Genomic DNA, 13,490 nt, shown 5'->3' on the forward strand with positions numbered 1-13,490 from the left:
CGGCCGGACCGCTGACGCCCCCTCCCCCTGCTGTTCCTGACGCAGATGCAGATGTGGATGTGGATGTGGATGTGGCGGAAATCAGCCATTCCGTTTTTCTTTTCCCGGGTGCGGATTCCGGCCGCCGGGCCGAGGTGAGACGCCCGGCGCGGATTGCCGCGTCCCCGGCGGCGCAATCGCCCGAGAAATCGGCCGGAATGCGCCCGCGCGGCGGAAGAGCGGAAATCCCCGCGCCGGCCGCGCCCCCGAACCCGGCACCCGGCACCCGGCACCCGGCACCCGCATCACAGCACTAGTGCGGTGACCGGAAAGGTTTGCCGGTGAGCCCGCGGCGTCCGGTGCGACTGCGTTCGCTGCGCTCACTTCGTCTCGGCTCTTGCCTTGATCCTTCCGATGCCGAGTGCATCGCAAGGCGGAGGGGCGCCCGTAGTACTGGACGTACGTGGGCGACCCGACAACATCGCGAGGTGCCGTGCCGGGCGTCGCGGGCCGGTGAACCTTTCCGGTCACAGCACTAGCTGTTCTCCGCGGCGAAGGCGACCCGGTACTGCTCACAGCTGGAGTCCCAGCGCAGCGTGCCCGTGAGGGTGGTGTAGCCCGTGCGGGTCACCGACCAGTCCACCGTGTACTCGCCCGAGTCGCACGCGATCCGCTTGCCGCCCTCGACCTTCGCCCGCCCGGTCGCGGGCCTGTTCGCCAGTTCCTGGCGGACCTCCCCGGCCTTGGCGCGCTTCGCGTTGCGCAGCACGGCCTGGACGACGATCGGGTGCTTGCCCTCCTTGGTCGTCACCGCCTTCTTCACCAGCATCGAGTCCGACACCGACCAGGCGAACTCGTACGACGGCTGCCAGGCGAGGGTCTTGGGGTCGCCGACCTCGCGCTCCCACTCCTGGGCGCCCACGGGGCCGGGGCGGGTGACCGTCTTGTACTGGACCCCGGGGTGGAAGCGGAACTGCGCTTCCAGCTTGTGCATCTCGTCCTTGGTCCACTGCGACTTCATCGACTTCTCGCCACCTGCCGGGTCCTGGAGGTACGAGGTCCCCTGCGCGGCGACGGCGGCCTGGCCGAGGAGCGGGGCGAGGGCCGCCACGGCGGTGGCGAGGGCGAGGGCGGCGGTGCGGGTGCGCTTCATGCCCGCTCAACGGACCGCTCCGGCGGGCCGGAACGACGCCGGGCGCGCTTTCACCCGTACGGGAGCTGCGGTAAGCCGGAATATCGGATGATCAACTCCGGTTGTCCGGTGCGGAGATGACGGAAAGGGACGGCAGCGGGGGAAGCCATGGACGGGGACACGAGCACGGCCGGCGACACGGTGACGAGCGTGGACGCGGGTGTGGCCGCGGGTGTGGGCGGGACGGTGGCGGCGGGCTGGGAGCCGGTGGCGGCGGAGTTCGCCGCCTTCCTGGCGGCCGAGCTGGTCCCGCCCGAGGCACAGCTGGCGGTGGTCCACCAGGGGCGGCGCGTGGTCGACCTGTGGGCGGGTGAGGACACCGGCGCGGACACCCTGAGCGGGGTCTACTCGATCACCAAGGGCGCGGCCCACCTGGTGCTGGCGCTGCTCGTCCAGGACGGCGCGGTGGAGCTGGACCGGCCGGTGTCGGCGTACTGGCCGGAGTTCACCGGCGACGGCAAGGAGCGGCTGACCGTGCGCGAGCTGGCCTCCCACCGGGCCGGGCTGATCAACGCCGCCGAGGGCTTCTCGTACGAGGAACTCGCGGACGACGCGCTGGTCGCGGCGCGGCTGGCCCGGCAGAAGCCGTACTGGGAACCCGGGACGGCCTACGGGTACCACGCCTACGTGATCGGCGCGCTGACCGGCGAGGTGGTGCGGCGCGCCACCGGCCGCTCGATCCAGGAGGTGTACGAGGAGCGCGTCCGCGCACCGTACGGCCTGGACCTGTACCTGGGGCTGCCGGCCGGGGCGGCGGACCGCTGGCGGCCGGTGCTGGAGCCGGTCCCGGACCCGGCCGGGGTGGCGGCGCCGGAGCTGCCGGAGCTGATGGCGGTGGCGTTCAACACGCACCGCGAGGAGCCGACGGACATGATCGTGTTCGCCAACCACCCGGAGGTGCTGGCGCTGGGACCGGCCTCGGCGGGCGGGGTGGGCTCGGCGCGCGGGATCGCGGGCATGTACGCGGCGGCGGTCGGCGAGGTGGACGGCCGGGCCCCGCTGCTGACGCCGGAGACGGCGGCCGAGTTCGCGCGCCCGCACACCCCGGGCGTGGACCGGGTGACTCCGGTCCTGGACCACTTCGGGCTGGGCTTCGAACGCCGGCCGGCGGTGGGCCCGGCGGCGTTCGGCCACAGCGGCGCGGCGGGCGGCCTGGGCTTCGCCGACCCGGTGACCGGGACCGCGTACGGGTACACGCGCCGCCGGTTCCGCCTCCCGGGCGGGGCGGCCCCGGAGAACGAGCGGCTGACGGCGGCGGTCCTGAAGGCGGCCCGGGCCGCCCGGTAGGCGCGGGCCCGGACGGGCCGGTGGCGGGGCCCGGACGGCGTGAAGCCCGGGTCCGGCGGGTATGTCCGCCCACCGGGCCCGGGCTTCGCGCCGCCGTGCTCCGGTCGTCCTCAGTGGGCGGCGGACGCCTGCGCGGCGGGGGCCGTCCTCCCGTCGCCGTCACCGGAGCCGTCGGCCGGGGCCGGGCCCGCGCCCCGCAGCGGGACCTCCTTGACGAACCAGGCGGCGGCGAAGCCCAGTACCGCGATGAACGCGCCGAGCAGGAACGCGGAGTGCGTGCCGGCGGCGACCGCGTACTGGTACGCCTCGCGGACGGCCTCGGGGAGCTTGGCCAGGCTCGCCGCGTCGAGCTGGGCGGACCCGGCGGCTCCGGCGGCTTCCGGGCCCAGCCGCTCGGACATGCTGTCCGTGACCCGGGTGGTGAAGAGGGAGCCCATCAGGGCCACGCCGAAGGAGCCGCCGAGGGTGCGGAAGAGGGTCGCCGCGGAGGAGGCGACGCCCATGTCCTTCATCTCGACGCTGTTCTGCGCGACCAGCATGGTGATCTGCATCAGGAAGCCGAGCCCGGCGCCGAGGACGGCCATGTACACGCCGGACGTCAGGCGCGAGGTGCCGGTGTCCATCTGGGCGAGCAGGAAGAGGCCGACGACCATGAGCCCGCCGCCCAGGATCGGGAAGATCTTGTACCTGCCGCTGTTGGTGGTGACGCGGCCCGCGACCAGCGAGACGATCATCATCGAGAGCAGCATGGGCAGGAGCAGCAGGCCCGAGTTGGTGGCGGAGGCGCCCTGCACCGACTGCTGGAACAGCGGCAGGTAGAGCACGCCGCCGAACATCGCGAAGCCGACGAGGAAGCCGATCACGGACATGAGGGCGAAGTTGCGGCTGCGGAAGATGTGCAGCGGCATGACCGGGTCGACGGCCTTGGTCTCGGCGTGGAGGAAGGCGGCGGTGGAGAGGACGCCGACGACGATGAGCCCCACGATCTCGGGGGAGCCCCAGGCGTACTCGGTGCCGCCCCACGTGGTGAGCAGGACGGTGGAGGTGATGGCGATCGTCAGCAGCGCCGCGCCGAGGTAGTCGATGCTCGGGCGCTTGCCCTGTTCCGTCTTCTTGGGCAGGTGCAGGACGGCGGTGACCATGGCGAGGGCCACGGCGCCGAGCGGCAGGTTGATGTAGAAGGACCAGCGCCAGCCCATGTGGTCGGTGATGGTGCCGCCGACCAGCGGGCCGCCGATCATGGCGAGGGCCATCACGCCGGCCATCATGCCCTGGTACTTGCCCCGTTCGCGGGGCGGGATCAGGTCGCCGATGATCGCCATGACGCCGACCATCAGACCGCCGGCGCCGAGGCCCTGGACCGCGCGGAAGCCGATGAGCTGGCCCATGTCCTGGGCCATGCCGCTGAGCGCGGAGCCGATCAGGAAGATGACGATCGCGGTGAGGAACACGCCCTTGCGCCCGTACATGTCGCCCAGCTTCCCCCAGATGGGGGTGGAGGCCGCGGTGGCCAGGGTGTAGGCGGTGACCACCCAGGAGAGGTGGGCCAGGCCGCCGAGCTCGCCGACGATCGTCGGCATCGCGGTCCCTATGATCATGTTGTCCAGCATCGCCAGGAGCATCGCGATCATGAGCGCCATGAGCACGACGCGCACGCTGCGCGGCTTGGCCCCCTCCGAGGACCGGGCCCCCTCCGGGGTTCGCGCCTCCTCCGGGGACCGGGCCTCCTTCGAGGTCCGCGCCTTCTCCGTCTTCCCGACCATGTCCACTCCCCCGGTGCTTCTTCCCGCACCTGGCACTTACTTGCCGACCGGCTAGTTCACTACACTGGGGAAGGTAGACCCGTCACTAGCCGGGCGTCAAGCAAGTAACTGGGGAGAGCGCCATGTCCAGCAGCAGTCCGCAGCCGCGTCGCGGCAACACGCGCCAGCGCATCCAGGACGTCGCGATGGAGCTCTTCGCCGAACAGGGCTACGAGAAGACCTCGCTCCGGGAGATCGCGGAGCGGCTGGAGGTCACGAAGGCGGCGCTGTACTACCACTTCAGGACCAAGGAAGACATCATCATCAGCCTCTTCGAGGACCTGACGAGACCGATCGACGAGCTGATCGCCTGGGCCCGGGAGCAGCCGCACACCCTGGAGACCAAGCGGGAGGTGCTGCGGCGCTACAGCGAGGCGATGGCGGCGGGCGCGCCGCTGTACCGGTTCATGCAGGAGAACCAGGCGACGATGCGGGAGCTGAGCATCGGCGAGACGGTCAAGAAGCGGCTCTTCCGCCTGGTGGAGCTCCTGCGCACGGAGGGCGGCCCGCTGAAGGACCAGGTCCGCTGCGTCAGCGCCCTGTTCACGCTGCACGCGGGGATGATGTTCCTCCAGCACGTGGAGGGCGACCCGGAGGAGACCCGCCAGGCGGCCCTGGAGGTGGCGGTGGACCTCATCACCCAGGCCCACCACCAGCCGTAGGCCGTGTCCTCAGGGCCCCGTCCGCCGGGGCGGGGTCACTTCTCGGTGGAGCGCGGGAAGGTGATCTCGACCCGGCGGTTCTTCTTGCGGCCCTCCTCGGTGCCGTTGTCGGCGATCGGGTAGTCCTCGCTGTACCCGCGGACGTCGAAGGCGACGTTCGGCCCGGTCACCACCTTGGCCAGCTCCGCGTGCACCGCGTCGGCCCGCTGCTTGGACAGTTGCTTGCCGTGCTCGTAGCTGCCCTGGTCGTCGGTGAACCCGAAGACCCGCACCCGGGTCGCCCGCTGCTGGTTGATCTCGTTGGCGATGGCCTGGATGCGGGCCGCGGCCTGGGCGTTGAAGACGGCGCTGTTCTCCGGGAAGAGCACCTCGGACTGGAGCGCCATCATGACCGTCCGGTTGGTCTCCTGCCGCCGCTGCTCCCCGCCGAGGTCCTCGACCACCTCGGCGATGTCGAGCACCTTGGCCGGCGCGAGGACCCCGCCCTGGGGGATCTTCAGGCCGGGCGAGGTGGAGTCGATGGAGACGGGCGCGGAGGCCGAAGGCTCCGCGCCGGGGGGCGCGGTGGGCGGCTCGTCCGCGTGGGCGGCGCCCGCGCCGAGGAGGTGGGCCCCGGCGACGACGAGGGCGCAGACCGCCGTGACCGCGGCGGCGCGACGGCGGGCGGTCATGAGGTGGTGGGCGGTCATGGCGGGGCGGGCGGGTGTGGGGCGGGCGGGCATCGCGGGGCGTGTGGTCATGGCATCACCCTGAGATCTTGATGGTGGCCGGAGCGAAGGTGGGGAGGCTGAACTCGACCTCGGCGGTGCCGGTGGGCGGGGCCGGGAACTGGGCGAAGAACGGGATGCTCTCGCCCGCGGCGATACGGGTGATGCCGATGGTGCACAGGCACCTGCCCTCCGTGTCGCGGAGCACGTAGTACCGCTTCTTGCCCGCCTTGTCGGTCAGGGCCGCCCCCGCCACCGACGCGGGGCTCGCGCCCTTCTCGTCACCGCGCCAGGCGGCGGTCTGCACGAAGGCTTCGGTCCCGCCGTTCTTGAGCCGGCCGCTGACGGTGAAGAACCCGCCCTGGTCGCGGAGGGCGGAGTCGATCGTCAAGACGATGCCGGCCGGTCCGGCCGAGGTGGCGATGACCTCGGTGGGCGTGGAGCCGGAACTCCCTTCCGGCGCGGGCGTCAGCGGCTGGTCGCCCGCGGACCGCGCCGGAGAGGGGCCGGCCGGCGGCTTGGCCTTCCCGTCGTCGCCGCCCCCGCCACCGCATCCGGACAGGGTGAGAACCAGAGCCGCCGCCCCCGCCACGGCCGCTCCCCCGCGGACCTTCACCAGGTGCCGAACCCTCATCTGCGCCGCTCCCTTGTCTGTCTCGTTCGATGTCATTCGACCAGCCGCACCCGGAAGAGGGTCCTGGCCAGGCTCTCCCAGGCCCTGGGCCTGGACGGGTCGAAGGAGATGTCGTCGGCGCCCTCGCACCTGATCACCACGGACGGGCCCGGCTCCGCGCCCCCGCCGCTGGGTGACGGCGCCGGACCAGGTGACGGCGTCGGGCCGGAGGACGGTGCCGGACCCGGCTCGGCGGCCACCGGGCCGAGGCCGCAGCGCGGCTCGACCAGGGCGCTCGCGCGGGCCCGCCCGGGGAGTCCGGCGGTGCCGGGCACCACCGAGTCCCCCACCGTCGCCTCGGTCACCGCCTCCACCCGGAACCGGAGCCCGGCCCCCGTACAGGTCACCGTCGCGGCGTTCAGGGCGGCGAGGCGCCGGGCTCCGGCGCAGGCACCCGCCGTGTCCAGGCGGTTCCCGGCGAGGACGTCCTTCCACTCCTCCGGCGTGAGCAGGGCGAGGTCCAGCCCCGGAACCAGGTGGTCCCTGGCGTCACGGGCCGCGGCCAGCGCCGCGGCGTCGGCCGCGCCCTGCGCGTCGCTGCGGATGACGGAGGCCCGCCCGACCACGAAGAAGGCGAGGGCGGCGAACATCAGGATCGCCACCATCCCGACGTAGAGGGGGAACACCTGCCCCCGGTCCCGCCGCCACGGTCCCTTCACCCGGCGGTGATGCTCTCCACCGCCTGCGCGATCCGGTTCGTGATCGCGGTGCCGATCCCCAGACCGACGATCGCACCGATGATGACGACGACCACCAGGATGATGCCCAGGTACTCGAAGGCCGTCTGACCGCTGTCCCCGGCCCTGGTCCCGGTCCTGGCCGGGGGCCGGGGGGAGGTCAGGCGCAGGCGTGCCGCGACGAAGGCCTTCAGCAGCGTGTGGTGTGACATGGGGGGTTCCTCCCGATGGGGTGCCGCTGTCGATGCGCGGACGGTACGGGCCGGGGGCGGGATCGGCCAAGGGCCCCGGGGCCCACCTACGGGCCCATTGCACGCCTCGCGCACGGCCGTCACCCATGGCCGGACACCCCCCGGCGGGCCGTCCCCAGCCAGCGGGCGATCGCCTCGCTGCGGGTGGTGCTGTGGAGCTTGGCGAAGATGCGGTTGATGTGGTTCTTGACCGTCTTCTCGCTGATGAAGCAGGCCGCGGCGATCTGCTGATTGCTCATGCCGGACGCGATCAGGTCCATGATCTCCACCTCCCGTGAACTCAGCCCGGAACCGGCCTGGTTGAGCATCCCCCGGGACGACTGTGCCACAGCGCGTTGCTCCAGCGAAGACCTCTCCCGGACATCCGCGAGCAGCGCCGTCGCCGCCGTGGCCGTGAAGTGGGCCCGGCCCTCGTGGACGTCGCGGACCGCCGAGATCAGCTGGTCCACGCCGAACTCGCCGTGGACCAGGTAGCCGCCCGCGCCCAGGAGCAGGGTCTCGCGGACGAGGTCCGCCTCCCTGCTGTACGTCAGCATCAGCACCGGGGCCAGCCGGACCAGGTGCGGGAGCGCCGAGATGCCGTCGACGCCCGGCATCCGGACGTCCAGCAGGACCACGTCCGGGGCGTGCGCGCGCGTGAGCGCCAGGGCCTCGCGGCCGTCGGCCGCCCGGGCGACGACGTGGAATCCTCCGGCGGCGCCCAGCAGGGCGGCCAGGCCCGCCCGGAGGACCGGGTTGCCGTCGGCGATCAGGACACGGACCGGCAGGGTCGGTACGGGCATGATCAGCCGCCCCCGAAGATCGCGCCGAAGTCGACGTCCGCCCCGTACACGAACCCGCAGACCAGCAGGATCAGGGTGCCGGGCAGCATGAACATGGTGACCGCGAAGGTGGCCTTCGGGACGGCGCGGGCCGCGCGGCGGCGGGCGTTCTGCGCGTCGGTGCGGCGCATGTCCTCGGCGATGGCGATGAGGGTCTCCACGATCGGCGATCCCAGCTCCTCGCCCTGCTGGAGGGCGGTGACGAACTGGGCCACCTGTTCGGAGTCGTTGCGCCGGCGCAGCTCGTCGAAGGCCTGGCGGCGGCTGACGCCCATGTCCATCTGCTGGAGGGTGATGCGGACCTCGTCCGCCCACGGGCCCTCGTACTTGGCCGCCACCCGCTCCAGCGCCTGCCGGAAGCCGAGGCCCGCGCTGACCACCACGGCGAGGACGTCCAGGAAGTCCGGCAGGGTCCGCTCGATGTGGTCGCGGCGGACCCGGATCGCCGACCACAGCCCGGCCTCGATCCAGAACAGCCCGAACGCGACCATCAGGAGGGCGGGGACGAGCTGCCCGTTGAGGAAGAGGGAGACCGCGCCGAGGGCGCCGAGGGCCGCGTACACCGCGCGGCGGGCCGCGTACCGGTCGATCGTCAGACCGGCCGGGTTGCCCGCCATGTCGATCTGCCGGCGTTTGCGCGCCACCCGGTCCGGGCCCATCAGGCGCAGGACCAGGGGGGCCCAGCGGATGCCCGCCCGGTCCACGAGCGAGCCGACCGCCGTGGTGCGGGTGGCGCCGACCTCCAGGGCCAGGGCCAGGTCGGAGGGGAGTTCGACGTCGGCGCGGTACAGGCGCAGGCCGTGGAAGGCGCCGAGGACGGACAGGCCCGCGGCGAGGGCGAGCAGAAGTGCGGTCATCGGACCCTCCTCACACTTCGATCTTGGACAGGCGGCGGATGAGGAGGAAGCCCAGGGTGAAGAGGGAGAGGGCCACCAGGACCGCCGTCTGCCCGATGAACGCGCCGGTCATCCGGTCGAGGGCGCCCGGCAGCATCGTGTTGACGAGCAGCAGCGAGGCCAGCCCGATGGCGGGCACCAGGTACGCGGTCACCATCACCTGGGAGAGCTGCGTACGGATCTCGCGCCGGGTCTCCTTGCGCTGTTCCAGGGTGACCGTCAGGTTGCGCAGGCTGCCGACGATGGCGCCGCCCGACCGCGCCGAGAGCACCAGCGTGGAGACCAGGACGACGAGTTCGCGGGAGGGCAGGCGCTGGGCCATCTCGCCGAGGGCCTCGTCGATGGAGTGGCCGACGGCCAGGCGGTCCGCGACGCGCGCGAGTTCCTCGCCCGCCGGGGCCTCCAGTTCCTCGGCGGCGATCCCGATGGCCGTGCGCAGGGCCAGCCCGGCCTGGGTGGCGTTGGCCAGGATGCGGGCCAGCTCGGGGAGCTGGGAGATGAACCGCTCGGTGCGCCGGGTCCGCTGCCAGCTGAGGAAGGCGTTGGCCGACCACAGGCCGATCAGCCCCGCCACCGGCCCGAAGAAGGGGGCCAGCAGGGCGGCGGCGAGGAGCCAGGCCCCGGCGACGGCCAGGAGCACGTGGACGAGGAACTCGCCCGGGGTGACCGCCAGGCCGGTGGTGGCGAGCCGGCGCTCGATCCAGCGGCCGAACGCGGTGCGGCGCAGGCGCCGGTCCAGGGCGCGGAACCGGCGCCCGCGGCCGACGCCCTCAGGGGCGTCGCTCGACGAGAGCCGTTCGACGAGGGCGGCGCGCTGGGCGTGCCCGGCGGCGTAGGCGTGGAGGCCGAGGACGACGAACAGGCAGGCCAGCAGGGTGGCGCCGAGGGCGAGGAGGATCAGAGGGTTCACCGGGCGGTCCGGGAGGTGAGCGGGTCGTGGTGGGTGGTGAGCGGGTCGTGGTGGGTGTCGGCCGTCTCGACCCCGAACGCCTGGGGGACCGGCTGGTTGTTCATGTAGAGGCGCTCCGCGATCCGGCGCGGCAGCGGGCCGTACGCGAAGTGGCCCCGCACGCGCCCGTCGGCGCCCATGGGCCGGGCGGCGTACCGGCAGACGGTGGTGGTCCGGAAGGGTTCGCGGCCGTGGGAGTCGAGGAGGGAGATCTCGGTGACGCGGCGCGTGCCGTCGCCGAAGCGGGTGAGCTGGACGATGACGTCGACGGCGCTGTTGATCTGGTCCTGGAGCGCCTCGAAGGGGATCTCGACCTCGGACATGGAGGCGAGGGTCTGGAGCCGGGTCAGGGCGTCCTGCGAGCTGTTGGCGTGGACGGTGGCCAGCGAGCCGTCGTGGCCGGTGGACATGGCCTGGAGCATGTCCAGGGTCTCGCCGCCCCGGACCTCGCCGACGATGATGCGGTCGGGGCGCATGCGCAGGGAGTTGCGTACGAGGTCGCGGATGGTGATCTGGCCCTTGCCCTCGACGTTCGGGGGGCGGGATTCGAGCCGGATGACGTGGGCCTGCTGGAGCTGGAGTTCGGCGGAGTCCTCGATGGTGATGATGCGTTCGCCCTCCGGGATCAGCCCGGAGAGGGCGTTGAGGAGGGTGGTCTTGCCGGTGCCGGTGGCCCCGGAGACGATCACGTTCAGTTTCGCCTGCACCAGGCCGGACAGGAGCAGCAGCATCGGTTCGTCCAGCGAGCCGAGGGCGATCATCTCGTGGAGGGTGAAGGCGCGCGGGAAGCGGCGGATCGTGAGGGTGGCGCCGGTCAGCGAGAGCGGCGGGATGATGACGTTGACGCGCTCGCCGCTGGGGAGCCGGGCGTCGACCATCGGATTGGCCTCGTCCACGCGGCGGTTGACGGTGGAGACGATGCGTTCGATGGTCTGCATCAGCTGCTCGTGCGAGGCGAAGCGCAGCGGGAGCTGTTCGACGCGTCCGGCGCGCTCCACGAAGATCTGGTCCGGCCCGTTGACCATGATCTCGGAGATGGTGGCGTCCTCCAGCAGGGGTTCGAGCACGCCGAGGCCGAGGGCTTCGTCGACGACGCGGCGGATCAGCTGCGCGCGCTCGACGGTGGAAAGGACCGGGCCCTCACGGCTGATGATGTGGCCGAGGACGCGCTCCAGCCGCGCCCGGCGCTCTGCGGGCGCGAGCGCGGACATCTCGGCGAGGTCGATCTCCTCCAGCAGCTTGGCGCGGTAGGAGGAGACCAGCCGGCTGTCCTCGCGGGGGCTGTGCCGGTCGTCGGGGGTGGTGACCCGGGAACGCAGGCTCATGTCGGTCAGGGTCCGTTCGGGTCGTCGTTGGGCATGACCGCCCGGGCGGTGGCGGCCCGGAAGGTGACGCCGGGGAAGAGGGACCTGATGTCGATGGTCACGGTCGCCGTGACGGTCTCGGCCGTCGTGGCCACCGCGACCCGCGCGTCGAGCCCGGCGCTGACGGCGGCCCGGCCCGCCGCCTCGCCGCCCCCGCCGGTACGGGCCTCCACGCGGGCGGCGGTCCGCGCGGCGGTGTCGGCCTGCTCGTGCACGTACGCGACCCAGCCGAGCTGGATGCCGCAGAGCCCGACGAGCAGCAGGACGGGGACGAAGCCGATGTACTCCAGGGCGACCTGGCCCCGGTCCCGGTCCCGGTCCCGGTCCCGGTCCCGGAGGCGAGTGCGGAGGCGAGACCGGGTGCGGGCAGGGGTGCGGTCCCCGCCGGGTGCGGTCCCGGCACCGGTGCCGGGACCGGGTGCGCGTGTCCCCGTACGCATCTCAGCGCGCCTCCCTCTCCATCGCGGCGCCCGCGTCGCCCGGGATGGTCACGCCGAGGTCGAGCAGCCCGGGGTAGAGGACCGGGAGCGTCAGCCGGACCTCGACCCGGTAGACCCCGTCCGCCGCGCCCAGGCACCGGACCTGCGGGGCCCAGGCGGCCGTGACGTGTTCGCCCCCCGCTTCCCGGCACTCCGCGTCGCCCCGGACCGCGCCCGCGCGGGCCGCCTGGTCGGCCGCGTCGCCCGCCAGCGAGAAGCCGTAGCCGATCAGGACGCACTGCCAGGCCGCGACCACGAGGAGCAGGATCAGCGGCATCGCCCCGGCGAACTCCACCGCCACCTGGCCCCGGTCCCCGCCCCGGCGCACGGCCGGCAGCCGCGTCGTACGGGGCCGGGAGCCGGGCCGGGCGGCCGGGGGCCGGGAGCCGGGCCGGGCGGCCGGGGGCCGGGGGGCGCGCGTGCGCGCGGGCACCGGTCAGCCCTCCCGGCCGCGGCGCCGCCACGGGCCGAACGCGCCCCGGTCGCCCGCGCGCAGCCGGGCCACCGCGCCGGCCGGGCGGACGGCGACGGCGGAGGAGGGCGCGGCGCCGGGCGCGGCGGCCGGTCCTTCCGGGCCGGTCAGCAGGCCCAGTTCGCCCGCCAGGCTCCACAGCGCCTGTTTGACGACGGACCGGTTGTCCAGGTCCTGGACCCGGCCCGCGTCCACCACCGCCTGGAGCTCCTTGAAGGCGGCCGGGACCGGGGTGCGGGTGGCCCGGGTCCGGGTGATCCTCTCGATGAGGGAGGGCTGGATCTCGGTGTGCTTGCTCCAGCGGTTGACGACCATGGTGGTGTCCTCGGCCTTGCGGACCTGGAGCCGTTCCCACATCCGGACCAGCCGTTTCGCGGCCCGGACGGAGACCACGTCGGGCGTGGTGACCAGGACCGCCACGTCCGCCAGCTCCACGGCGGCGGCGTTGGCGCCGGTCACCTGGGTGCCGCAGTCGATGACGACCAGCTCGTACCGGGCGCGCAGGGCGCCGATGACCAGACGGGCGGCCCGGTCGTCGACCTCCTCGCCGCGTTCGCCGTCGGCCGGGGCGAGGAGCAGGGCCAGGCCGGTGCGGTCCTCGTAGACGGCGTCCTGGAGGACCCGCGGGGAGATGTCCTCGATCCCGGCGAGGTCGGCGACGGAGCGGCGGAACCGCACGTCGAGGTAGGAGGCGACGTCACCGGCCTGGAGGTCCAGGTCGACCAGTGCGGTGCGCCGTCCCGCGGCGGTCGCGGCCAGCGCGAACTGGACGGCGGTGAAGGTGGCGCCGACCCCGCCCTTGGCCCCGGTGACGGTGACGACGGTGCCCCCGGGCCCGGTGGGTTCCCCGGGGCCGCGTCCCAGGTGGCGGCGGACGCCGGTGGACCACTGGGCGGCGGCCTGGACCCGGGCGGCCAGCTCGTCGTAGGTGAGCGGGAGTCCGGCCAGGCCGCGGGCGCCCGAGTCCATGGCGGCGGAGAAGAGGGCGGGCCCGGCGTCCGAGGAGACCAGGACGACCCCCACCGCCGGGAAGCGGAGGGCGACTTCGCGGATGAGTTCCAGGGCGGGCAGCGGGCCGATCCGCTCGTGGACGAGGACTACTTCGGGCAGTTCGCCGACCGACTCGGCGGCGAGCCGGGCCAGGGTGTCGATCAGCGCGGTGGAGTCGGTGACGGGCCCGGCCGGTTCGGCGTCGGGGAGCTGGCTGAGCAGCGTCACCATGGCGCGGGCGGCTTCCGGGTCGCCGACCGCGGGGAGGATTCGGGTGGTCATGCGCGCC

The 13,490-nt window shown here is 73.4% G+C and carries 15 protein-coding genes; 2 read left to right on the forward strand and 13 right to left on the reverse strand.

Annotated elements, in window-relative coordinates; genetic code table 11:
• Positions 1-514: 514 nt before the first annotated feature.
• On the reverse strand, positions 515-1,132 hold the full coding sequence (locus ACIA5F_RS03750; protein WP_399348716.1) for a hypothetical protein: 618 nt from the start codon (positions 1,130-1,132) through the stop codon (positions 515-517).
• A gap of 147 nt (positions 1,133-1,279) precedes the next feature.
• Between ACIA5F_RS03750 and ACIA5F_RS03755 the strand changes: the two genes are divergently transcribed.
• Positions 1,280-2,458, forward strand: a complete 1,179-nt coding sequence (locus ACIA5F_RS03755; RefSeq protein ID WP_399348718.1) for a serine hydrolase domain-containing protein — start codon at positions 1,280-1,282, stop codon at positions 2,456-2,458.
• Positions 2,459-2,568: 110 nt separating this feature from the next.
• Here ACIA5F_RS03755 and ACIA5F_RS03760 read toward each other — a convergent pair whose 3' ends face one another.
• A complete protein-coding gene (locus tag ACIA5F_RS03760) occupies positions 2,569-4,098 on the reverse strand; it encodes an MDR family MFS transporter (protein ID WP_399348914.1) in 1,530 nt (509 codons plus the stop codon).
• Positions 4,099-4,343: 245 nt separating this feature from the next.
• On the opposite strand from ACIA5F_RS03760, the gene ACIA5F_RS03765 reads away from it, so the two are divergent.
• Complete coding sequence (locus ACIA5F_RS03765) at positions 4,344-4,922, forward strand: TetR/AcrR family transcriptional regulator (protein WP_399348720.1); 579 nt, start codon at positions 4,344-4,346, stop codon at positions 4,920-4,922.
• Between the two features lie 35 nt (positions 4,923-4,957).
• Here ACIA5F_RS03765 and ACIA5F_RS03770 read toward each other — a convergent pair whose 3' ends face one another.
• The 11 genes from ACIA5F_RS03770 to ACIA5F_RS03820 form a co-directional block, all read right to left on the reverse strand.
• Positions 4,958-5,593: an OmpA family protein gene (locus ACIA5F_RS03770; RefSeq protein ID WP_399348916.1), complete on the reverse strand. Its 636-nt coding sequence runs from the start codon at positions 5,591-5,593 to the stop codon at positions 4,958-4,960.
• Between the two features lie 73 nt (positions 5,594-5,666).
• Entirely contained in the window at positions 5,667-6,263 is a 597-nt protein-coding gene (locus ACIA5F_RS03775) for a hypothetical protein (protein WP_399348722.1), read from the reverse strand.
• Positions 6,264-6,295: 32 nt separating this feature from the next.
• A complete protein-coding gene (locus tag ACIA5F_RS03780; RefSeq protein WP_399348724.1) occupies positions 6,296-6,961 on the reverse strand; it encodes a pilus assembly protein TadG-related protein in 666 nt (221 codons plus the stop codon).
• On the reverse strand, positions 6,958-7,191 hold the full coding sequence (locus tag ACIA5F_RS03785) for a hypothetical protein (protein WP_399348726.1): 234 nt from the start codon (positions 7,189-7,191) through the stop codon (positions 6,958-6,960). Before ACIA5F_RS03785 ends, ACIA5F_RS03780 begins: the two co-directional genes overlap by 4 nt.
• A 119-nt stretch (positions 7,192-7,310) precedes the next feature.
• Entirely contained in the window at positions 7,311-8,012 is a 702-nt protein-coding gene (locus ACIA5F_RS03790; RefSeq protein WP_399348728.1) for a response regulator, read from the reverse strand.
• A 2-nt stretch (positions 8,013-8,014) separates the two neighbouring features.
• Positions 8,015-8,908 carry a DUF5936 domain-containing protein gene (locus ACIA5F_RS03795; protein WP_399348730.1) on the reverse strand — a complete coding sequence of 298 codons (894 nt, stop codon included), beginning with the start codon at positions 8,906-8,908 and terminating at the stop codon, positions 8,015-8,017.
• Positions 8,909-8,918: 10 nt separating this feature from the next.
• Complete coding sequence (locus tag ACIA5F_RS03800) at positions 8,919-9,857, reverse strand: type II secretion system F family protein (RefSeq protein WP_399348731.1); 939 nt, start codon at positions 9,855-9,857, stop codon at positions 8,919-8,921.
• Positions 9,854-11,221 (reverse strand): CpaF family protein, encoded by a 1,368-nt coding sequence (locus ACIA5F_RS03805; protein WP_399348733.1) that lies wholly within the window; start codon positions 11,219-11,221, stop codon positions 9,854-9,856. The genes ACIA5F_RS03800 and ACIA5F_RS03805 overlap by 4 nt, the downstream gene beginning before the upstream one ends.
• A 5-nt stretch (positions 11,222-11,226) precedes the next feature.
• Complete coding sequence (locus ACIA5F_RS03810) at positions 11,227-11,700, reverse strand: TadE/TadG family type IV pilus assembly protein (RefSeq protein WP_399348735.1); 474 nt, start codon at positions 11,698-11,700, stop codon at positions 11,227-11,229.
• 1 nt (position 11,701) lies between these two features.
• Entirely contained in the window at positions 11,702-12,172 is a 471-nt protein-coding gene (locus ACIA5F_RS03815) for a TadE/TadG family type IV pilus assembly protein (RefSeq protein ID WP_399348737.1), read from the reverse strand.
• A gap of 3 nt (positions 12,173-12,175) precedes the next feature.
• A complete protein-coding gene (locus tag ACIA5F_RS03820; protein ID WP_399348739.1) occupies positions 12,176-13,483 on the reverse strand; it encodes a CpaE family protein in 1,308 nt (435 codons plus the stop codon).
• Between the last annotated feature and the right edge of the window lie 7 nt (positions 13,484-13,490).

The sequence above is a fragment of the Streptomyces sp. NPDC051567 genome, from assembly GCF_044454165.1.
Lineage (GTDB): Bacteria > Actinomycetota > Actinomycetes > Streptomycetales > Streptomycetaceae > Streptomyces.